Consider the following 21,339-nt stretch of genomic DNA (forward strand, 5'->3'; position numbering starts at 1 on the left):
TTTCGATGGCGCGCCGTACGGGCGCAAAGCAAGGGCGGTGGGTGAGAGAGAGGGCGCGGTGGGGCGAGAGTCAGTCGAGCAGCGCCCCCGCGCCAAAGCGCTGCGCATACGCCTGCGGGCTCACGGCGCGGTGCTTGTGAAAGCTGCGGCGCAGGTTCTCGGGGTGCTCGAAGCCGCACAACCGCGCGACGGTGGAGACCGATGCCTGGGCCTGCGAAAGCAGGTTGGAGGCGGCCTCGACGCGAACGCGCTCCACATACCGCCCGGGCGTGGTACCCAGCTCGCGCTGGAACACGCGCGTCAGAGTGCGCGGCGGCATGCAGGCCTGCTCGGCCAGTGCATCCAGCGACAGGTCGCCGCCCAGCTGTGAAGGGATCCATTCCAGCAGCGCCGCCAGCCGCGGCGCATGCCGCGTCTCGGGCGCCAGCAGCGCGCTGAACTGCGCCTGTCCGCCCGGGCGTCGCATGAACATCACCAGCCGCCGCGCCACGGCCAGCGCCATGGGCCGGCCCAGGTCGGCCTCCACCAGCGCCAGTGCCAGGTCGATGCCCGCCGTGACACCAGCCGATGTGAACAGGTGGCCGTACACCGCGCTGGCCGCATCGTAGGTGTGCAGGCAGTCATCGTCCACCTGCACCGCAGGGTAGTTGCGGCGCATCAGGTCGGTACGGCACCAGTGGGTGGTGGCATGCAGCCCATCGAGCAGCCCGGCATGCGCCAACAGCAGCGCGCCCGAGCACACCGAGCCCATGCGGCGCACCTGCGGCTCTGCGCCGCGCAGCCATTGCTGCAGCGCGGTGTTGCCCAATTGCGCCATGACGCCATCGCCGCCAGCGACCAGCACGGTGTCCAGCTGCGCCGGGTCCAGCGTGGCCCAGCCGGCATCGGCCACCAGCGCGAACCCTGCCGATGTGGTGACGGGCCCCGCGGCCTCGGCCACCACGTGAAGTGCATACGCAGGTGGCAGGCCGTGGCCCGTGCGCTCGGCATTGGCTGAGCCGAAGACCTGCAGCGGGCCGACCGCGTCCAGGCTCATCACGTCGGGGTAGATCAAGCACGCCACGGTGCGGATGGATGGGGGCATGGAATCAGTGTCGGTGTTTGCCCTGTTGACTGCAATGACAACCATCCCACACATTTGGCCAAATTCGTCTTAGCTTTGGCAGAGCCTGAAAAAAGGTACCTTGCGAGACGGCGGCGCCCGGTTAGTGCCGCCTAGCAGGCGTGCGACGGGGCTAGACTTCCGCTATCGGCCAGAAGCAGCCGGTGACGTTTAGTCAAAGCAGACGCTCAACGAAGTAGGTAAGCGGCCCACCGTAGGCGGGTCAGGGCGTTTGACGAATGCACTGACATTCAGACGGTCCCCTGCCACTCATTCCCGCGGTCATCTCCGGCGGATATTTAAAAACGATGCGTGAATCACTCCCCGTTTGACTACAGGTTGCCTTGCATCGTTGTTCCGTGGACGGAATAAAACTGAATAACAGCATGAGGCCCACAAGGGTTGCAAAGACGAGAATCACGTAAAGTGTCCGGCGGCGATCTTTAGATAGCATGATGTGGCCTATCGTAATGTAGAGCGCATCGAGCCGCAGGCCTTATCTGGTCTGAGTTGGCACTCAAAATGGAATCAGTTCAACCAAAGGGGCGCTATAAATGCAATCTCATCTTGCATTGCATTCAACCCTGGTCAGCGGAACTCAATCGTTATGACTCGTGACATGCCACGCCGCTATCTCACCTCCAGCGAAGCACATGCTGCGCTTCGCCGTGGTAAGGCCATCGAAGTGTTTCTCGGTGCGTGTTCACGCTCAGACTGTCACGGCATTCGCTGGGTGCAGATTCGAGGTTTGCCAAATGGGTGCGAACTTCATCTTTATGAGACGGCGGATCTTGGGTCAGAGGACTACACGGACGTGTATGAGTTCGGTCCGTTGGACCCAGAACTGGAGCAGTCCGAGGCAAATGAGGTGCTGACCTTTTCGAGTTTTGAGGAGTGCCTAAAAACGCTCGAAACTCGCTGGTCTAGCGCCACATCGCGATTGACAAACGAGTTCATGGTCCAAGATGAGTACGCCGACTATTTGCGGAGAGGTCGCGATGCTTAAACTGCCGCTTAAGCGTTGAGTGTCCGTTTTTTTCGGTTGCCACAGACGGCTTCTGGCCGCGTCCTGCCGGCCGGCTGGTCATCACACTTGTCACGACGTGGCCACCTTGACTTGCACGTGCGCGCCGTCCACGAGCTCGCGCAGCCGCTTGTGCATTGAGCCGGTAAGTCCGTAGTGTTCGCGCGCTGGGACCGGGTTGATATTGTCAACTTCGTACTTTCCTTCGCGGAAAATCGGCATGGTAACGAACGTGTAGCACTCGCCAGGTCCGGGCACCTTGCCGGCAGCGTGGAGCTGCTCGACCAAGTTCGGCAGGAACCACTCGTCCGCCAGTTCCGATTTCAGAAGGCTTTCGAAATGCTCGACGGAGTCGGCTACCTGCGTCAGCTCGGCGATACCTGTGTTCAACCACCAGACGCCCCCGGAATCGGGCTCGATGAACACGTCGCCGAGCGATGAAAAGAGCACCGGCATGAACGGCTCGCGAAGGAGCCAGCCCCACGACGCTGCGAGTTCTTGGAGGGCCTCGAGCGGAGGAGTAAATGTGAGCGAAGACCAAGCGACCGACATGCGAGACCTATCCTGTCAATGACTGCTTGCGGGCGAATGGTATTCGCTCGGTGGTGGAGAGATGATCGCCCTTGGCGTCCAATTTGGACAGGTTTTTGCTGTGTCCGCTGGCCGATCTGAGTCATCGCATCGGCGTCGGCATTGCTGTTTGTTCAAGACCCACGCCGAACCTCCAACAGGGCCTGAAGATCAGTGGAGCAATCTGCACAAACGCATCTGCAATGGCGCGCGAATCGAACTTTCAATGTCGGAAACTCGGGCGCTTCCTCAGTTTGGGTGTTGATGACTTTCCCAAAAAATCAATGTCATCGCTCCCCTGTGTCCATCATCGGAAGGTGCATGCGCCCGGCGGCAGATCAAACCGTTTGCGATTGCAGATAGTTCTGCAAGCCCACCTTCTCGATCAGACCAATCTGCTTTTCCAGCCAGTAGGCGTGGTCCTCTTCCGTGTCCCGCAGTTGCAGCAGCAGCAGGTCACGGCTCACGTAGTCGCGCACGCTTTCGCACAGTGCAATGCCCTGCTGCAGGGCGGCGCGGACTTCGTATTCGGTGGCCAGGTCCTTGCGCAGCATCTCGGGCACGGTCTCGCCGGGCGTGAACTCCTTGGGGCGCATGTCGGGGCGGCCGCCCAGCATCAGGATGCGGCGCAGCAGGGCGTCTGCGTGCTGGGTTTCTTCCTGCATCTCATGGTCGAGACGGGTAAAGAGCTTGGTGAAGCCCTGGTCTTCGTAGATGCGCGAATGCGCGAAGTACTGGTCGCGCGCGGCCAGCTCGCCGCGCAGCAGATCCTTGAAATAGTCGATGACTTGGGGGTTTCCCTGCATGTTGTTGTCCTTGGATTCAGGGCAGGGAGTATCGCGCCAGAAGGCATCATTCGATGCAATGTCCCCGTACCTGCGCTTTGCATGCGTCCGGGGATCAGAAGCGTTCGCATTGGGCCGCTGCCTCCACCAGGTCAAGCAGCGGCCCTCAGCTGGGTTTCTCGGTCGAACCGGGTGCTCAGAAGTCCATCTGGGCCGACAGTGTCAGCGTGCGCGGCAGGCCGGTGGTCGAGTAACCGTTGATGCCGGTAATCCAGTACGCCTTTTCACTCACGTTTTCCAGATTGGCGCGCAGCACGAGCGGCTTGCCCGACAGCTTGGTGGTGTAGCGTGCGCCGATGTCCAGCCGCGTCCAGGACGGCGTGCTGAGCGTGTTGTCGGCGTTGCGGTATACGGACGAGGAACTGACGACACGGCCATTGAGGCTCAGGCCCTGCATCCAGGGCGTGTCCCAGTCCAGGCCCAGGTTGAAGTTGTGCTCAGGCACACCCGAGACCTTCTTGCCCTGGTTGACGCCGCCTTGCGTGCGGGTGAGCTTGGCGTCGGTGAAGGCGACGCTGGCCATCAGGCGCAGGCCGCGCTGCACTTCACCATAAGCCGTCAGTTCCAGGCCGCGGTTGCGCTGCTCGCCGTCAAAGCCGTAGTGGTTCAGGCTCGGGTCGATGGCCGACGTCGTGGTGTAGGCGCTGGGTCGCTTGATTTCGTAGACCGCGGCCTGCGTGGTGATGCGGCCCCAGTCTGCTTTCACGCCCATTTCGATCTGCTTGGACTTGAAGGGTGGAATGGTCTGTCCTGCGTTGTCGTAGGCGGGGGTCGCTGTCTCGGACACCTTGCTGCCGCGCGAGAGGCCGGCCGTGTAGTTGGCGTAGACAGAGATGTTCTTGGCGGGTTTGAACACCACGCCTGCCAACGGCGTGGTGCTGCTGGCCTTGTACTGGCTGGTCGATGCGCCCGTTGCCACGTTGAAACCTTCGTAGTCCATCGTCTGCCGGCGCAGGCCCACGGTCACGAGCAGGCTGTCGTTGAAGAAGCCCATGGTGTCGGCGATGGCGAAGCTGTGCTGGTGGTTGTCAACGCTCTTGGCCGGTGCGCCGCGCACGCCCGTCATGGCCGGGGCGGGAACGGGGTTGTACAGGTTGGACGGATTGGTGCCGGCCGAGGTGGCATAGAAATACCCGGTCTCCTGCGCCATGTAGTTCATGCCTATGGCCACGGTGTGCTTGACGGCGCCGGTGTTGAAGCGCTTGCGCAGGCCCACATCGGCGGCCTTGGAGTCGGTGTACTGGTCGTACCACGCGTTGCGCACACTGAAGTTGCCGTTGGCGGCCAGCCCCGAACCGCCGGGGAAGTCCTGCATGTAATCCAGCTTGGACCAGCCCACGCTGCCGTAGACCGTGGTGCTGTCGTTGAGGTCGTGCTCCAGGCGTGAGGTCACGAGCTTGAAGTTGTCCTTGAGTTCGGTGCCTGGGTACCAGACCGAGCGCGTGTCGGGCACGGCAGGGATGCCGCCGGCGGTGGGCAGCGTGATGTGGTTGCGGAAGTTGTCGGTCTCTCCGCGCGTGGCGGTGGCGTCGAGCGACCAGCGGGTGCGTGCGCCCGCGTAGTCCAGCGCGATGGAGCCGAGGTTGAGGTTCTGCTTGCCGTTGTCGGTGGTGCCTTCACCACCGCGCACCAGGCCGTTGAGGCGCACGCCCCATTCGTTGTCTTGGCCGAAGCGGCGGCCCATGTCCAGGTGGGCTGCAAAATTGGACTTGCTCATGTAGGTGCTGGTCAGGCGCGTGAGCGGCGCGTCGCCCGCGCGTTTGAGCACCGTGTTGATGCTGCCGCCGACGCTGCCATTGGGGCCGACGCCGCTCGTCAGCGCGCCGGGGCCCTTCAGCACTTCCACACGCTCGATCATTTCGAGGGGAATGCGCGTGGACGGGGCCAGGCCGTACAGGCCGTTGATGGCGAGGTCGCCATTGCCCACGGTGAAGCCGCGAACCTGAAAATCGTCGCCGAAGCCGCCGCGCGACGCCATGGGGCGCACCGAGGCATCGTTCATCACCACGTCGGAGACGCTTTGTGCCTGCTGGTTCTGGATCAGTTCGGACGTGTAGTTGGTGGTGCTGAAGGGCACGTTCATCAGATCCACCTTGCCCAGCAGGCCCAGGTCGCCGCCGCGCGCCAGTTGGCCGCCGGAGTAGGTCTTTTGCAGGCCGCCGATGGCCTCGGCCTGGTCGGAGACGACCACTTCGTCCAGGGCCGTCTTGCTGGCGGTCTGCGCGCCCACGCCGACCGCGGCGATGGCAAAGCCCGCGCCCAGGCATTGCCGGACCAGGCGGGTAAGGCGGGTGGGCGCGAAGTGCAAGTCGGCACGGCGGGCGTGGCGGGCGTGTGAAGGGTGGTTCATGACAGTCATGGTTGGGTTGAAGAAAACGGAATGGGGACGGCCGCGGTCAGAGGTGCCAGAGCGGCAACCGGGATGACGGATGCGGGGGGAGGGTGGTGGTCTACAGTCCCCATGTCAGAAGTTGGCGCGCAGCGAGACCACCACGTTGCGCGGGTCGCCGTAGTAGTTGTTGAAATAGCGGGCGTTGGGCGCGAACTTGGCGTAGTACACCTTGTCCAGAACGTTGTTCACGTTGACCTGCACCGAGTACTTGGCGTCGATGCGGTAGCCGAGCATGGCGTCGATCACCGCATACCCGCCCTGGCGCGACGTGACGTCGCCAGCGGTCACATAGCCATCGCTCTGCACCCGCGCGCCGGCGCCGATGCTCCAGCCCCGCAGTGCGCCGTCCAGCCGGTGCTTGGCGAACAGCCGCAGCGCGTGGCGCGGGTCGATGCTGCGCAGTGGCTGGCCGGCATTGGCGGGGTCCGCATCGCGCAGGTAACGGGTGCGGGTGTGGGTGTAGCCCGCCAGCACCTGCCAGCCGGGCCGTGGCTCGCCGGACACCTCCAGCTCCAGGCCCTGGCTGCGTGTTTTGCCGCCCGCCACTTGGCAGTGGCCGGCGGGGTTGCTGGGGCAGCCTTGCGGGCTGCCCAGGTCGTCCATGGCCCGGCCCACCTGGTGGATGCGAAACAGCGACAGCGACGCCGCGAGCCGGCCGTCCATGAACTCGCCCTTCACGCCCGCCTCGACGTCCTTGCCACGGATGGGAGCCAGCAGCCGTCCGTCCGCGCCCTTGGCGTCCTGCGGCGTGAAGGTTTCGGCGTAGCTGCCGTACAGGCTCAGGTGGTCGCCCAGGTCGTAGACCAGGCCTGCGTAGGGCGTGACTTCGTGCGCCACGCTGTAGTTGCTGGCGGGGGCGGCAGGCACGCGGTAGCGCCACCCGCTGATGCGCGCACCGACGATCGCCGAGAGCGGGTCGCTCAGCGACACGCGGGCCATGGCGTACGCGCCCTGCTGCCCTGTGCGCGACGACGGCGCGGTGTAGGCCGTGCCGTTGCCGGGGCTGTAGAAGGGCTCGGGGTAGCTGGTGGCGGGGTTCCAGGTGCGCAGGTCCACACCCTGCAGGGGGCTTACGTCCCAGTGACCGCTGGTGCCGGTGGTGCGGATGTGCAGGGTGTCGGCGCCCAGGCTCAGGGTGTGGGTGCGGCCCAGCAGCTCGAACGGGCCGGTGGTCGACAGGGCCAGGGCGCCCTGGTCGCTGGCTTCTGCGCCGTAGATGGAGGTGCTCACGTCGACCAGGTACGGGTCGGTGCTGCTCGCGCTGGTGAACGAGGTTTGCTTGAAACCGTCTGAGCGCAGCCGGTTGTGGGCGGCGCTCAGGCGCATGCTCCAGCCGTTGCCGGCGCGGTGCGCCAGCTCGATGAAGGCCTGGTCGTTGTGCCGGTCCCACCGATTCCAGTCGGTGCCCAGGTAGGTGCTGCGCGGCAGGTGCAGTTGCGTGCCGTCGATGCCTGCGGGCAGCCCGCCCCAGGCGCCGGTCGCATCCAGTGCGGTGTGCTGCAGGCTCGCCGTGAGCGTGGTGCCTGGGGCCAGGTCTGCCTCGACCACGCCGTAGAGCAGTTGGCGGTCCTCGGCCCGCGCCTGCTGGAAGAACTTCTTGCCGTCGGCCACGGCCACCAGCCGGCCGCGCACGCTGCCTGCATCGTTGAGCGGGGTGGACATGTCCGCGTCGATACGGCGGCGGCTCCAGGTGCCCAGCGTCACACCTGCAGAGGCCTCGAATCCACGCTCAGGGCGCTTGCGCACCATGTTGACGGTGGCCGAGGGGTTGCCCGCGCCGCGCAACAGGCCCGCCGCGCCGCGCAGCACTTCCACCCGGTCGAGCACTGCGGTGTCGGGCTGGATGAAGATCGAGGCCGAGGTGTTCTGGCTCAGCGCCATGCCGTCCACCTGCAGCGCATCGATCTGGTGACCCCGGGCGTAGTAGTTCACACGCTCGCTGTCGGTGTAGTCCACCGTGATGCCGGGGGTGTGCTGCATCACCGCGTGCAGGTCCGGCAGGGCGCGGTCGTCCAGCCACTGGCGCGTGAGCACGGTGACCGGCTGCGCTATGCCGCGCACCGGTTGCGGGCCCGCAAAGACTGTGGCGGTGCTGGCGGTGTACGAGCCCGACTGCTCGGTGCGGGCGGTAGGCGCGGTGGCCGTCACCGTGACCGGGGCCAGCACCTGCGCGCCGCTGGCCTCGGGCGCAACTGCTCTTGGGATGGCGCGCAGGGTGTAGACGCCGCTCGATGCGCGCACGGCCTGCAGGGCGCTGTCCTCCAGCAGCCGGGCAAAGCCGGCCTCCACCGTGTACCGGCCCTGCAGCCCGGGCGATTGCTGTGGCCCCAGCTGGGCCGCGTCGAACGACAGCGCCACCCCAGCAGCATGGGCAAACTGGCTTACCACCACGGCCAGCGGCCCGGGGGCAATGGCATATGCGCGCGCCGTGTCGCCGCCGGGCGCCTGGTCTGCAGTTGCGGCCGGGGCCGGCTGGGCCTGGGCCACCGGGCCGGCCACGGCCACGCACAGCGCAGCGCTCAGCAGCGCGGCACGGGCCAGGCAGGCAGGGGTGGCGGATGGCATGGATTCTTCTGGGCGCTCAGCGGGTTCATTGGTATGCCGCTCAAGGCACGCCAAACCTGCAAACCCGGGGTCAAAAAAATTTCGCGAGGTATGCAGTCAATGCCATTTAAGGTGCCTGCCGCTTGACTGGTAATGCTTTGTAGCTACTATTTTTGTAGCAATGCCGGTGTCAGGCACCGGGCGGTCAAAGCCGTTCCAGCGCCTCCACCCGCACCCAGTAGCGGGTGTGGCTGCGCAGCTGCAGCGGAAACCGGCTGACCAATGCCGCCAGCGCGCGGTCGGTGTCGTTCACCGGGAAGGCGCCCGACACCCGCAGGGCCGCCACCTCCGGCGCGCAGCCCAGGTGGCCGGGGCGGTAGCGGGCCAGCGCAGCGATCAGTGTGCCCAGCGGCATGTCCACTGCGATCAGCCCGCCGTCGCGCCAGCTGGCGTCGAACGGGTCGGCGGCCACGGGGGGCTCTGCCGCCAGCGGGGTGAAGCGTGTCTGCTCGCCGGCCTGCAGCTCGCGTGGCATGCCCTCTGCCGGCAGCACACGCACGGCCTTCTCCTGCACGCTCACGTGGCACTGGCCGTCGCCCTGCAACTGCACGGAAAAGCGCGTGCCCATTGCCACGATGCGGCCCTGGCTCGTCACCACGCTGAAGCGGCGGCCCTGCGCATCGGGCTGCGTGGCCACCAGGATGCGCCCGGTGTGCAGGCGCAGCAGGCGTTCGCGGTCGTTGAATTCCACACCCACCGCCGTGCCGGTGTCCAACGCCAGCAGCGAGCCATCGGGCAGGGTGATGTCGCGCCGCTCGCCCACAGCGGTGCGGTGCGTGGCCTGCCATTCCTGCCAGGGCAGGGTGCGCCACGACAGCAGCGCCGCCGAGCCCACACCCACCCCCGCGGCCAGGCTGCGCAGCACGGCGCGCCGGGGCGGCCGGCTGCGCTCGCCCAGCGCTTGCCGCGCCAGCGGCGCCGGGATGCGGCCCAGCTGCGCGCCCACGGCCTGCACCTTTTGCCAGGCGCGCTGGTGGGCCGGGTCGGCCGCGTGCCAGTCCTGCCAGGCACGGTGGTCGTCGTCGGCGGCAGCCGCGGTGTCGTCGCGCAGGCGGGTGTGCCAGGCGGCGGCCTCGCGCAGTGCGCGGCGTTCGGCGTCGGTCGGGTGGCTGCTCACGGCGCTGGCGCCCTTCGATCTTTCGGTCGCGGGAGCACTCAATCTTCCAACACCAGGCAGCAGTGCTCCATGGCCCGCGTGAGGTAGTTGCTCACGCTGCGCAGCGAGATGCCCAGGCGCTGGGCGATCTCGGGGTAGGTCAGCTCTTCGAACTGCGCCAGCACAAAGGCCTCGCGCACCTTGGGCGGCAGGCTGCCGAGCATGCGGTCCACGTTGATCAGGGTCTGCTGCATGATGGCCTGCTCCTCGGGCGAAGGCGCCATGTCTTCGGGCAGCACGGCCAGGTAGTCCAGGTAGGCCTGCTCCAGCGAGCGGCGCCGAAAAAAGTCGGCCACCAGCCCGCGCGCCACCGTGGCCAGGTAGCGCTGCGGCTCGCGGATATCCTCCACCGGCGTGTCGGACCGCAGCACGCGCACGAACGTGTCGTGCGCCAGGTCTGCGGCATCGTCACGGTTGCCCAGCCGCTTTCTCAGCAGGCTCTGCAGCCAGGTGTGGTGGTCCAGGTAAAGGCTCTGCAAGGTACGGGCGCGCGCGGGACAGGGGAGGGTCGAAACAGGGCGGCAATACCAGCCGGCACGGGGGCCGTTGGCATTGCGGGATGGTAATGAGAACTACTATCAGTATCAATTATGCCTGTCCCCACGCCCCACGGGGTTGCCATTCGCGCGGAGCCCCCGCGCGGGCGGGCACAATACCGGCCACCATGCTGACCTACCCCCACATCGACCCCGTCGCCCTGCAGCTCGGCCCGCTGGCCATTCACTGGTATGGGCTGACTTACCTGGCGGCTTTCGGCCTGTTCATGTTCCTGGGCATCCGGCGCCTGCGCCACGAGCCCTTTGCCTCCATCACCGGCCCGGGCGCCTGGACGCGCAAGGATGTCGAGGACATCCTCTTCCTGGGGGTGGCGGGCGTGGTGGTGGGCGGCCGGCTGGGCTACTGCCTGTTCTACAAACCGGGCTACTACCTCACCCACCCGCTGGAGATCTTTGCCGTGTGGCAGGGCGGCATGGCCTTTCACGGCGGGCTGCTGGGCGTCATCGTGGCGATGATCTGGTTCGCACACTCGCGCAAGCGCCCCTGGCTGCAGGTCGCCGACTTCGTGGCGCCCTGCGTGCCCACCGGTCTGGCGGCCGGGCGGGTGGGTAATTTCATCAACGGCGAACTCTGGGGGCGCTTTTCCAGCCCCGACCTGCCCTGGGGCATGGTCTTCGCGCACAGCGGATCGATGCAGCCGCGCCACCCGTCACAGGTCTACCAGTTCTTGCTGGAGGGCTTGCTGCTGTTCGTTCTGCTGTGGCTGTATGCCCGCAAGGAACGCCGCCAAGGCCAGGTGGCCGCCGCCTTCCTGTTCGGCTACGGGGTCTTCCGCTTCATCGCCGAGTACTTCCGCGAGCCGGACGCCTTCCTGGGCGTGCTGTCGCTGGGCATGAGCATGGGCCAGTGGCTGTGCGTGCCGATGATCGTGGGCGGTATTGCGCTGTGGCTGTGGGCGCAGCGCCAACCTGTGGTGGCGCTGGGTGCAAGGTGAAAATGGCCTCTACCGCTTGATGGTAAAGCGCCAGCAGCTATCAATTAGATAGCAAATTCGAAAACAAAGCCGCTGGGCGCTCATGAGGCCAGCGGCTTTTTCATGAAGGCCAGGTACTGCCCCGGAAGGTAGTCCTCGATACGGGCGAACTCTGTGTACCCCTGCTGGATGTAGAAGCCCCGCGCCTGCCATTCGAAGGTGTCGAGCCTGGCGTGGTGCGCACCGAGCGTGCGCCCTTGCGCCTCTGCCCAGCCCAGCAGGTGAGTGCCCAGGCCTTGACCGCGGTGGTCGTCGGCGACCCACAGCACGTCGATGTTCAGCCAATACACGAACACGAAGCCACGGATGCCGCCCACCAGTCGCCCTTGAGCATCGCGTGCATCCAGGCGCACGGGCTGCTGGGCAGGGTATTCGCCGACGAAGCGATAGTTGTACTGGCGCAGTTGGCGGCCCAGTGTGCCGTCGCGCAGATCGTCGTCGGTCGGCGGTGCAAAGGTCAGGTGGGAGAGCATCGGCGCGAGTATGCGCGCGGTAGGTGATCAGTTCGGTGCAGTCGCCCCGCGCCGCAGCATCGTCCACAACGCCGCCGCCACGATCAGCGCCCCTCCGGCCCAGCCTGCGATGCTGAGGCTCTCCCCCAGCCACAGCACGGCGAACAGCGCGCCGAACGCAGGCTCGCTGCCCATCAGCAGGCCGACGCGCGACGGCGAGCTGTGGCGCAGGGCCCAGTTCTGCACCACGAAGGCGAACACCGTGCAGCCGACCACCAGGTAGATGCAGGCGAGCCAGAACCCTGCATCACCAGGCAGCGGTGGCAGGCCGCCGGGCAGGGCCAAGGCCAGCGCCACGCTGCCCAGCGCAATGACGCCGGCCTGCACCGCCGTCAGGGCCAGCACCGGTGCGTTGCGGCGGCGGGTAAGGCGGCTGGTCTGGCACACGGTGATGGCGCGCAGCACGGCGGCGGCCAGCATCAGGGCGTCGCCCCAGCCCCAGTGGCCGCTAAGGCCGCCGCTCAGCAGCGCAGCGCCCACCAGCGACACCCCGGCAAACACAAACATCGCCCGAGCGGGCCGCTGGCCCAGCAGGGCCCATTCGGCAAACGGCGTGAACACCACGCACAGGCTGATGAGGAAGGCCGCGTTGCTGGCCTGCGTGAGCGCCAGCCCAAACGTCTCGCACACAAAGATGCCCATCAGCAAACCGCCCAGCGGCAACCCCGCCGCCAGTGCGTCCCGCTGCTCCGCGCGGCTGGCGCGCAGCAGCGCCGGCAGCAGCAGCACAAAGGTCAGCCCGAACCGCACCGCCAGAAAGCCCAGCACCGGGTAGAACACCAGGGCCCCCTTGGCCACGCCGTAGCTGGTGCCCCAGACCACGGCGACCAGCAGCAGTGCGGCATCGGCCAGCCGGGGCGCGAGAGGGGAAGGGGTGGGGGCGGCAAGGGTGGTCACGGTGGTCATGGGGCTGGGTGCCTACGCAGGCGGGGCAGATCAATAAGACGCTCGGGCGATTATTCATTTGCGCCTGCACATTGATAATCGCTGCTGTAGAACATCACTTGTGCGCCATGAGCATCAATCGACCTCTCGACAGCCTCTCCGACATGGCCGTGTTCGCACGGGTGGTCGAGGCCGGCAGCTTCTCGGCTGCCGCACGGCAACTGGGCCTCACCCCATCCGCCGTCAGCCGCCAGGTGGCCCGGCTGGAGGGCGCGCTGCGCGTGCGGCTGCTGGAGCGCACCACCCGCAAGCTCAAGCTCACCGACGGGGGCGCGGCAGCCTACAGCCGCTGCCAGTCGATGGTGGCCGCCGCCCGCGAGGTGTGGGCGTTGAGCGATACCCACACCGGCGACCCCACCGGCATGGTGCGCATGAGCATGCCCAAGGCCGTGGGGCGGCAACTGGTACACCCGCTGGTGCTGTCGTTTCTGCAGAAGTACCCGCAGGTGGATGTGCAACTGCTCATCACCGACCGGGTGGTGGACCTGTTCCAAGACCCCATCGACCTGGCCCTGCGCGTGACCGACACACCGCCCCCCGGCCTGGCGGGCCGGCCCCTGGCCCCGCTGCCGCACATGGTGTGCGCCAGCCCCCAGTACCTGGCGGCGCACGGCCACCCGGCGCACCCGCGCGATCTGGAACAGCATGCGTGTATCTATCTGGGCGAAGACGAGCGCGACCGGCACTGGCGCTTTGAACGGGGCGCAGAAGCGGCCACGGTGGCCGTGCGCGGGCGCTACGTGGCCAACCACAGCGAAGTCCGGCTGGAGGCAGCGCTGCACCACCTGGGCATTGCAAGCCTGCCGGGATTTGCAGCGCGCGCTGCGTTGCAAAGTGGTGCCCTGGTGCAGGTGCTGCCCGATTGGGATCACAAGACAGCGTATGCGGGCATGGCCTGGCTGCTGTACGCACCCAACCGGTTCTTGCCGGCCAAGCTGCGGGTGTGGATCGACCACCTGGTGCAGGGGTTCGAACACGTTGTGTGAAGTGGGGTTCGTACGTACTTGGCAAGAGCGAAGGGTGTCAGTTGGCGCGGGACTAACGCAGCGGGAAGCAGGCGGACAGTCCGACGGACGGCAGGCAGCCATATCGGCGCGGCCAATGCAGTGCGAGTGGGTGCTGCGGATGTCTCGTTTTCACCCCAAAACAGGTTTTTGACGGTGCACAGCATTCTGTGCTGGTGTTTTTCCTTCATCGTTCTCATAATTATGGAAAATTATGCGAGTTGTTGAAGGAACCATCCGGTTGGCTGTTTTTTAAACAACGATGGCTTCCAGATGCCGACAGCGCCACTAGGTAGAAACCCACGGTTCAACCGCTTGCTCCCACCATTTAGCTGTTTTCACCATGCGCCCCATCCCCAATTCCCTGCATGACGAAGCCGCGGCGCGGCTGCGGGAGCAGATTTTTGCGGGTGCGTTGCCTCCCGGCAGCTTTCTGGACGAAGCTGCGCTGTGCGAGCGGCTCGAGATCTCGCGCACCCCGCTGCGCGAGGCGCTCAAGGTGCTGGTGGCCGAAGGGCTGCTGCGCCACGAGCCGCGCCGGGGCTGCTTTGTGGCCCAGATCACCGAGCGCGACCTGGACGACCTGTTCCCCGTCATCGCGCTGCTCGAAGGCCGTGCCGCCCATGAGGCCACGCGCAAGGCCGGCGCCGCAGACGTGGCGGCGCTCGAGGCGCTGCACCAGCGCCTGCAGCAGTGCGCAGCCGACGGCCTCATCACCGACTACTACGAAGCCAACTACGCCATCCACGAGGCCTTCATCACGCTGGCCGACAACCGCTGGCTGGCCCAGGTGATCGGCGACCTGCGCAAGATCCTGCGCCTGGCACGGCTGCAGACGCTGCACGCGCCCGGCCGCCTGCAGCAAAGCCTGGCCGAGCACCTGGCCGTATTCGCTGCATTGAAGGCCCGCGACTGCGACGCCGCCGAAGAGGCCATGCGCACCCATCTGTTGCGCCAGCGCGATGCGCTGCGCGACGTAGCCCGCAACCAGCAATCGAGGCTGACACCATGATGAACACCACCCCTGAATGGATTGCCCGCAGCGTCTCGCGCCTGCGCACCGCAGCACCTGCGGCCGACAAGGCCACTGACAAGGCCGCCGACAAGACCACATCCAAGGCCGCGATCGACAAGACCGTGACCGACGTGGTCGCCAAGGTTGCGCCGCCGCGCTCCACGCACGAGCGGCTGCAGGCCACGCTGCGGCGCGGGCAGGAGTCGCTGTCGCCGCGCGCTCTGCGCCGCCTGCTGGCCGACCTGCAGGAGGTCATCGCCCCGCAGGTGAGCGAAATCGAAGGCGGGCGCCGCGCCCAGGCCGTGGCCGAGTGGTACGCCAAGGCCGAGCCCGAAGAGCGCCGCGACATGTGGCTGCTGATGTGCGAGCAGTTCGCGCCCGACGCCACGCGTTTCAAGTCGGCCCGCCAGCGCTACGAGGCCGCGGCCGGCACCGCCGAAGAGGGCCAGGCGGAGATCAGCCTGCGCCGCGCCATGGTCACGCCGCGCACACGGCTGCTGCAGCGCTTTGCGGTGTTTCCCGAAGGCATGCGCTTCCTGGTGGACATGCGGGCCGAGCTGCTGCCGCTGCTCAAGGCCGACAAGCGCCTGCTGGCGCTCGATGCCGAGATGGAACATTTGTTCTCCACCTGGTTCGACGTGGCGTTTTTGCAGCTGCGCCGCCTGTCGTGGGACTCGCCCGCCTCGCTGCTCGAAAAGCTCATCAAGTACGAAGCCGTGCACGATATCCGCAGCTGGGCTGACCTCAAGAACCGGCTGGACAGCGACCGCCGCTGTTACGGCTTCTTCCACCCGCGCCTGCCCGACGAACCGCTGATCTTTGTCGAGGTGGCGCTGCTGGACAAGATCTCGTCCAGCATCACGCCGCTGCTGGACGAAGCGGCGGCGCCTGCGGACATCACCCGCGCCACCACCGCCATCTTCTACTCCATCAGCAACACCCAGACGGGCCTGCGCGGCGTGAGCTTTGGCGACTCGCTCATCAAGCACGTGGTGGAGACGCTGAACGCCGAGTTCCCGCGCCTGCGCACCTTTGCCACGCTGTCGCCCATCCCCGGCTTTCGCGCCTGGCTGGGCAAACATGCCGGCGCCATGTTGGAGCGCCTGGACGACAAGCGCCGCGCCGAGCTGGGCCGCGCGGTGGGCTTCGAGCCGCCGCAGCCCACCCACCTGCTGGCCGCCATCGACAAGGCGCTGGAGCTGGACGCCAAGTCGCCCGTGCGCCAGATGCTGCTCGAATGCGCCGCGCACTACCTGGGCCGCGAGCTGCTGGAGGGCAAGCCCGTGGACCCGGTGGCACGTTTTCACCTGGGCAACGGCGCCCGCGTGGAGCGGCTCAACTGGGCGGGCGATCCGTCCACCAAGGGCGTCAAACAATCGTACGGGTTGATGGTCAACTACCTGTACGACTTGAAGCGCATCGACAAGCATCGCAGCTTGCTGGCGCAGGGCAAGGTACCGGTGTCGGGGGACATCGACACCTTGTGCCGCGGCTGACACCACGCTGGACAACGTGGGGCCCGACTGCCGCCCACCGCCTGCACATCGACCCGATGGTCCGCGCCGCCAGGCACGGTTCTGGTAGAAGTGCAGGCTGCGGACGGCAGCGACACCCACGGCGTGCGCGGTGCCGGCTTTCCATTTCAACAACGACGACAGGAGACAAGACATGACTCAGACAACGCAATTCCACGACCGAGCGGTGCAACGCCGCAGCCTGCTGGTGGGCGCCGCCGCCGCAGGGCTGGGCCTGGCCAGTGGCGGCAGCTGGGCCCAGGCATCGGCCTGGCCCACCAAGCCCGTCAACCTGGTGGTGCCGTTTCCGGCCGGCGGGGGCACCGACGCGTTCGCACGGCCGCTGGCGGCCCAGTTCGCCAAGGCCACCGGCAAGACGCTGGTGATCGACAACCGCGGCGGCGCGGGCGGCACCGTGGGCGCCAGCTTTGCCGCCAAGGGCGCGCCCGATGGCTACACGCTCTTCATGGGCGCCGTGCACCATGCCATCGCGCCGTCGATGTACCCCAAGCTCGACTACGACATCGAGAAAGACTTCGTCCCGCTGTTCCTGCTGGCCAACGTGCCGCAGGTGCTGGTGGTCAACCCCAAGAACGTGCCGGTGAGCAACTTCCAGCAGTTCATGGAATACGTCAAGCGCAACCCCGCCAAGCTCAACTACGGCTCGGCCGGCGCGGGCACCTCGCACCACCTGGCGGGCGAGCTGTTCAAGCAGCAGACCAACACCTTCATCACGCACATCCCCTACCGCGGCGCCGGCCCTGCGCTGCAGGACCTGATCGGCGGCCAGGTGGACATGATGTTCGATGGCCTGGGTTCCTCGGCCAACCACATCAAGGGCGGCCGGGTGAAGGCGCTGATGGTGTCCGGCACCAAGCGCAACCCCGCCTTCCCCGACGTGCCCTGCGCCGCCGAGGTCGGCCTGCCCGACTACACCGTGACCACCTGGTACGGCCTGTGGGCCCCCAAGGGCACGCCCGCCGACCTGCAGGCCCGCATCGTGGACGAGGTGCGCAAACTGGGCATGGCCGACGAGCTGAAAACCATCTGGGCGAACAACGGTGCCGACTACGGCGGGCTGTCGCAGCAGCAGTTCGCGGCGATGGTCAGCAGCGAGGTCAAGCGCTGGGCGGCGGTGGTGAAGGCCTCCGGCGCGAAACTCGACTAACCCCCTGTGGCGCTGCGCGCCTTCCCCCAAGGGGGACGCCTCCGGTGGCCCGGCGAAGCCGGTTCCACGGTGGCGCTGGCGATGGCGTAGCGCCGGTTTTCCAGGCCAAGGGGCTTGTACAACGTGATGGATTTGCACTATGTCGGGTGAAGTGGTGGTAGCGGATGCGGGTGAGCGCGGCGTGGTGCAGGTCACGCTGCGGCACACCGGGCGCCTGAATGCGATGTCGCGTGCGATGTGGCGGCAGTTGCGGGAGGTGTTTGCGGGCATCCAGCAGCGGTCCGACGGGGGTGACGACAGCGTGCGCTGCGTGATCGTGGCGGGGGAGGGCGGGGCGTTCTGTGCGGGGGGCGATATCTCCGAGTACCCGGCGTTCCGTTTTGATGCCGCTGCCTTGCGCGACTTTCACGAGAACGACGTGTGGGGCTGTCTGGCCGCCATGCTGGCGTGCGACGTGCCCATCGTGGCGCGCATCGACGGGGCGTGCATGGGGGCGGGGGTGGAGATTGCCGCCTGCTGCGACATCCGCATTGCCGGCCAGGCCGCGCGCTTCGGGGCGCCGATTGCCAAGCTGGGGTTTCCGATGGCCCCGCGCGAGGCGCAGCTGGTGGCCGGCGCGGTGGGCGATGTGACGGCGCGGCAGATGCTGCTGGAGGCCGCCACCTTCAACGCCAGCGACATGCTCGCGCGCGGCTTTCTGAGCCGCGTGGTGGCCGATGACGCGGTAGCCACCGAGGCCCTGGCCAGTGCGGTGCGCGTCGCCGCCCTGGCGCCACGCGCCGCGCGCATGAACAAGCAGACGTTTCGGGCATTGAAAACGCCGCTACCGCTGGATGGACAAGCGCCACCAGCTATCGAAAACATAGTGAATTCCCTGCCTGGACCGTATGCCTATGCCGACAGTGCCGAGCACCGCGAGGGCATCACCGCCTTTCTTGAAAAACGCCCGCCCGCGTTCTGAAGGCAGCACTGTCGGCCCGCATGCGTCCCACAAGTTTTTCTGACCAGACCAGACTTGCCTGAACTGCCTGAACTGCCTGAACTGCCTGAATTTACGATTTGACAACTCGACCGATTCAATCCAACAACCTCGCCTGACTGCCATGAGCCAACACAACCTTTTCAGCGCGCTGCGCGCCGCCTTTCCCTCCGACCTGGCCAGCGCCGCCGTGGAAACCACGGCGCCGGACGGCACCGAGCTGGTCTACAGCTGGGACGACCTGGAGCGCGCCAGCGCCCGCATCGCCAACCTGCTCGCATCGCTGAAGCTGCCCGAGGGCAGCCGCGTGGCCGTGCAGGTCGAAAAATCGGTCGAGGCCATGCTGCTGTACCTCGCCACGCTGCGCGCGGGGTACGTGTTCCTGCCGCTCAACACTGCCTACCAAAGCGCCGAGATCGAATACTTCATCGGCAACGCCGAGCCCGCCGTGGTGGTCTGCACGCCCGGCAACTTCGGCTGGGTCAGCAAGATCGCGTTCACCCAGGGCACGGGCCATGTGTTCACGCTGGGCGATGACCGCACGGGCAGCCTGCTGGAGCGCGCCGCGCACCACAGCGACGTGCACACGCCGGTGACCCGGTCGGCCGACGACCTGGCCGCCATCCTGTACACCAGCGGCACCACCGGCCGCAGCAAGGGCGCGATGCTCACGCACGGCAACCTGCTGTCCAACGCGCAGGTGCTCAAGGACTATTGGGGCTGGAAGTCTGGCGACGTGCTCATCCACGCGCTGCCCATCTTCCACGTGCACGGCCTGTTCGTGGCCATCCACGGCGCGCTCATCAACGGCAGCAAGATGATCTGGTTCGCCAAGTTCGACCCCAAGGCGGTGCTAGCCGCCATGCGCCGCGCCACCGTCTTCATGGGCGTGCCCACGCTATACGTGCGCCTGCTGGCCGAGCCGGGCCTGACGAAAGAGGCGGCCAAGAACATGCGCCTGTTCGTCGCGGGCTCCGCGCCGCTGCTCATCGAGACCTTCAACGAATGGCAGCAGCGCACCGGCCACACCATCCTGGAGCGCTACGGCATGAGCGAGACCATCATGCTCACCTCCAACCCGTATGCGGCCGACGCCCGCCACGGCGGCCAGAGCGAGCGGCGCGGAGCCACCGTGGGCTTTGCGCTGCCCGGCGTGGGCCTGCGCGTGGTGGACGACGCCAACCAGCCGTTGCCCGTGGGCGAGATCGGCGCCATTCAGGTGCAGGGGCCCAACGTGTTCAAGGGCTACTGGCGCATGCCCGAGAAGACGGCCGAGGAATTCACCGCCGATGAACAGGGCGGCAAGTGGTTCAAGACCGGCGACGTGGGCAAGGTGGACGAGCGCGACTACATCAGCATCGTCGGCCGCAGCAAGGACCTGATCATCAGCGGCGGCTACAACGTCTATCCCGCCGAGATCGAGGGCTACATCAACGACATGCCCGGCGTGGCCGAAAGCGCCCTGGTCGGCGTGCCCCACCCGGACTTCGGCGAGGTGGGCGTGGCGGTGGTGATTGCCAAGCCCGGCGCGCAGCTCGATGGCGACGCCATCGTGGCCAAGCTCAAGACCCAACTGGCCAACTTCAAGATCCCCAAGCGCTGCTTCGTCGCCACCGAGCTGCCGCGCAACACCATGGGCAAGGTGCAGAAGAACCTGCTGCGCGATCAGCACAAGGGGCTGTTCGCCTGATCGGCATCGGCTGACCGGCTGATCCGCCAGGTGCCCGCTGCTCCGGGCGGCCTGGCCTACCACGCTGCGGGCAGCGTGGGGTGCTGAAGAAGGAACGGCGTCGCTGCGAATGACTCGCACGGCGCCGTTTTTTGCATCGGCGTTTCGCTGACGGTGCTCTACAGTGGCGCGCACCGCACCACCATTTGATCGAGCCGCCACCATGCCCAGCCCAGACCCGTCCCCGCCCCTTAGCCTGGCCGCGGTGGCACTGCTCACGGTGGTGCTGACTGCACAGCCGGTGCACGCGCGGCTGCAGGAGTCGCAGATCGACGTGCCCGTCGAGGTGGTCGATGGCTACGGCAAGCGCATCGCGCAGCCGATCCGCGTCACCGTGTGGTCGGACGACGCCAACCCGACCCCGGCACCCGTGATGGTGCTGGGCCATGGCCGATCGGCCCAGCCCGAAAAGCGCGCCGGCCTGGGCCGCGCACGCTTGTCCAAGGAATCGGCATTTTTCGTACGCCGCGGCTTCATCGTGGCTGTGCCCACCCGCGTGGGCTATGGCGTCAGCGGCGGTGAAGACATCGAAAACAGCGGCCCGTGCCAGAGCAAACGCTACTCACCCGGGTACGCCGCTGCCGCGCAGCAGACACTGCAAGTGCTGCAGGTGGTGCGCCAGAGGCCGGACGCCGCCAAGGACAAAGCGGTGGTGATGGGCCAGTCCTACGGTGGGGCTACCGCCATTGCGGTGGGCGCCCTGCAACCCGCCGGGGTGCAGGCCGTGATCAACTTTGCAGGCGGTGGCGGCGGCAACCCGGAGACGCAGCCCGGCAGGCCTTGTGCACCGCAGCAGCTGGAGCAGATGTTCGCGCGGTACGGCGCCACGCTGCGCATCCCTTCGCTCTGGGTCTACACGGAAAACGATCTCTACATGGGCGCCACGCACCCCCGGGAGTGGTTCGCCGCCTTTCGCGCAGCGGGGGGAACGGGCGAGTTCATCCAATTCCCTCCGCACGGCGAGGATGGGCACCTGGTCTTCTCCCGCGCACCGCAACTGTGGCAACCGCGCGTAGCTGACTTTCTGGACCGCAACGGCTTTCCTGCACCGGCGCCTTCGGCACGGGCGCCTGCTGCACAGCTGCAGCTGGAAAAGACGGTGCCCGCGCAGGACAACGGTGAGGATTGACACCGGACACCGGACACACGGACGACCTGCACCGGTCGAACTCACACCGGCCTCCACCGGGCGTGAGGGCCACAACGGCTACTTCGGCGGGGTTGCGCAGCGCCTGCTGTCGCGGTCGCT

Annotated in this window: 18 protein-coding genes; 9 read left to right on the top strand and 9 right to left on the bottom strand. The window is 66.9% G+C overall.

The annotated features are described in order from the left end of the window. Window positions 1-70: 70 nt before the first annotated feature. The gene (locus ACSQ3D_RS05890; RefSeq protein ID WP_056418622.1) at window positions 71-1,084 is read right to left on the bottom strand and encodes a GlxA family transcriptional regulator; all 1,014 of its coding nucleotides are present in this window, start codon (window positions 1,082-1,084) and stop codon (window positions 71-73) included. A gap of 637 nt (window positions 1,085-1,721) precedes the next feature. On the opposite strand from ACSQ3D_RS05890, the gene ACSQ3D_RS05895 reads away from it, so the two are divergent. Continuing rightward, entirely contained in the window at window positions 1,722-2,108 is a 387-nt protein-coding gene (locus ACSQ3D_RS05895; RefSeq protein WP_156370794.1) for a hypothetical protein, read from the top strand. A 90-nt stretch (window positions 2,109-2,198) separates the two neighbouring features. On the opposite strand, the gene ACSQ3D_RS05900 is transcribed toward ACSQ3D_RS05895, so the two are convergent. From ACSQ3D_RS05900 to ACSQ3D_RS05925, 6 genes are all read right to left on the bottom strand, one after another. Continuing rightward, window positions 2,199-2,678: a T6SS immunity protein Tdi1 domain-containing protein gene (locus ACSQ3D_RS05900; protein ID WP_436126228.1), complete on the bottom strand. Its 480-nt coding sequence runs from the start codon at window positions 2,676-2,678 to the stop codon at window positions 2,199-2,201. A gap of 356 nt (window positions 2,679-3,034) precedes the next feature. Next, a complete protein-coding gene (gene bfr / locus ACSQ3D_RS05905) occupies window positions 3,035-3,502 on the bottom strand; it encodes a bacterioferritin (RefSeq protein WP_056418614.1) in 468 nt (155 codons plus the stop codon). 175 nt (window positions 3,503-3,677) lie between these two features. Continuing rightward, window positions 3,678-5,891 carry a TonB-dependent receptor gene (locus ACSQ3D_RS05910; protein WP_156370792.1) on the bottom strand — a complete coding sequence of 738 codons (2,214 nt, stop codon included), beginning with the start codon at window positions 5,889-5,891 and terminating at the stop codon, window positions 3,678-3,680. A 114-nt stretch (window positions 5,892-6,005) separates the two neighbouring features. Beyond that, on the bottom strand, window positions 6,006-8,498 hold the full coding sequence (locus tag ACSQ3D_RS05915; protein ID WP_436126229.1) for a TonB-dependent siderophore receptor: 2,493 nt from the start codon (window positions 8,496-8,498) through the stop codon (window positions 6,006-6,008). Window positions 8,499-8,682: 184 nt separating this feature from the next. Beyond that, a complete protein-coding gene (locus tag ACSQ3D_RS05920) occupies window positions 8,683-9,654 on the bottom strand; it encodes a FecR domain-containing protein (protein WP_436126230.1) in 972 nt (323 codons plus the stop codon). Between the two features lie 38 nt (window positions 9,655-9,692). Next, a complete protein-coding gene (locus ACSQ3D_RS05925) occupies window positions 9,693-10,172 on the bottom strand; it encodes a sigma-70 family RNA polymerase sigma factor (protein WP_436126231.1) in 480 nt (159 codons plus the stop codon). Window positions 10,173-10,357: 185 nt separating this feature from the next. On the opposite strand from ACSQ3D_RS05925, the gene lgt reads away from it, so the two are divergent. Then, complete coding sequence (lgt, locus tag ACSQ3D_RS05930) at window positions 10,358-11,185, top strand: prolipoprotein diacylglyceryl transferase (RefSeq protein ID WP_436126232.1); 828 nt, start codon at window positions 10,358-10,360, stop codon at window positions 11,183-11,185. Between the two features lie 80 nt (window positions 11,186-11,265). Here lgt and ACSQ3D_RS05935 read toward each other — a convergent pair whose 3' ends face one another. Then, window positions 11,266-11,697: a GNAT family N-acetyltransferase gene (locus tag ACSQ3D_RS05935; protein WP_436126233.1), complete on the bottom strand. Its 432-nt coding sequence runs from the start codon at window positions 11,695-11,697 to the stop codon at window positions 11,266-11,268. A gap of 27 nt (window positions 11,698-11,724) precedes the next feature. Next, on the bottom strand, window positions 11,725-12,642 hold the full coding sequence (locus tag ACSQ3D_RS05940) for a DMT family transporter (protein WP_436126234.1): 918 nt from the start codon (window positions 12,640-12,642) through the stop codon (window positions 11,725-11,727). A gap of 107 nt (window positions 12,643-12,749) precedes the next feature. On the opposite strand from ACSQ3D_RS05940, the gene ACSQ3D_RS05945 reads away from it, so the two are divergent. The 7 genes from ACSQ3D_RS05945 to ACSQ3D_RS05975 all read left to right on the top strand — a co-directional run bounded on the left by ACSQ3D_RS05945 (window position 12,750) and on the right by ACSQ3D_RS05975 (window position 21,219). Continuing rightward, window positions 12,750-13,667 (top strand): LysR family transcriptional regulator, encoded by a 918-nt coding sequence (locus tag ACSQ3D_RS05945; protein ID WP_436126235.1) that lies wholly within the window; start codon window positions 12,750-12,752, stop codon window positions 13,665-13,667. 361 nt (window positions 13,668-14,028) lie between these two features. Beyond that, complete coding sequence (locus tag ACSQ3D_RS05950) at window positions 14,029-14,697, top strand: GntR family transcriptional regulator (protein ID WP_056169658.1); 669 nt, start codon at window positions 14,029-14,031, stop codon at window positions 14,695-14,697. Then, complete coding sequence (locus ACSQ3D_RS05955) at window positions 14,697-16,196, top strand: malonyl-CoA decarboxylase (protein ID WP_056418592.1); 1,500 nt, start codon at window positions 14,697-14,699, stop codon at window positions 16,194-16,196. The genes ACSQ3D_RS05950 and ACSQ3D_RS05955 overlap by 1 nt, the downstream gene beginning before the upstream one ends. A gap of 172 nt (window positions 16,197-16,368) precedes the next feature. Next, complete coding sequence (locus ACSQ3D_RS05960) at window positions 16,369-17,382, top strand: Bug family tripartite tricarboxylate transporter substrate binding protein (RefSeq protein ID WP_056169651.1); 1,014 nt, start codon at window positions 16,369-16,371, stop codon at window positions 17,380-17,382. 139 nt (window positions 17,383-17,521) lie between these two features. Then, window positions 17,522-18,343, top strand: coding sequence for an enoyl-CoA hydratase/isomerase family protein (locus ACSQ3D_RS05965; RefSeq protein ID WP_436126236.1), 822 nt, complete (start codon window positions 17,522-17,524; stop codon window positions 18,341-18,343). A gap of 142 nt (window positions 18,344-18,485) precedes the next feature. Then, window positions 18,486-20,051 carry a malonate--CoA ligase gene (locus ACSQ3D_RS05970; RefSeq protein ID WP_436126237.1) on the top strand — a complete coding sequence of 522 codons (1,566 nt, stop codon included), beginning with the start codon at window positions 18,486-18,488 and terminating at the stop codon, window positions 20,049-20,051. Between the two features lie 202 nt (window positions 20,052-20,253). Further along, complete coding sequence (locus ACSQ3D_RS05975) at window positions 20,254-21,219, top strand: alpha/beta hydrolase family protein (protein ID WP_436126238.1); 966 nt, start codon at window positions 20,254-20,256, stop codon at window positions 21,217-21,219. Window positions 21,220-21,339 lie beyond the last annotated feature (120 nt).

The sequence above is a fragment of the Acidovorax sp. LjRoot117 genome (assembly GCF_964252695.1).
Classification (GTDB): domain Bacteria; phylum Pseudomonadota; class Gammaproteobacteria; order Burkholderiales; family Burkholderiaceae_C; genus Acidovorax.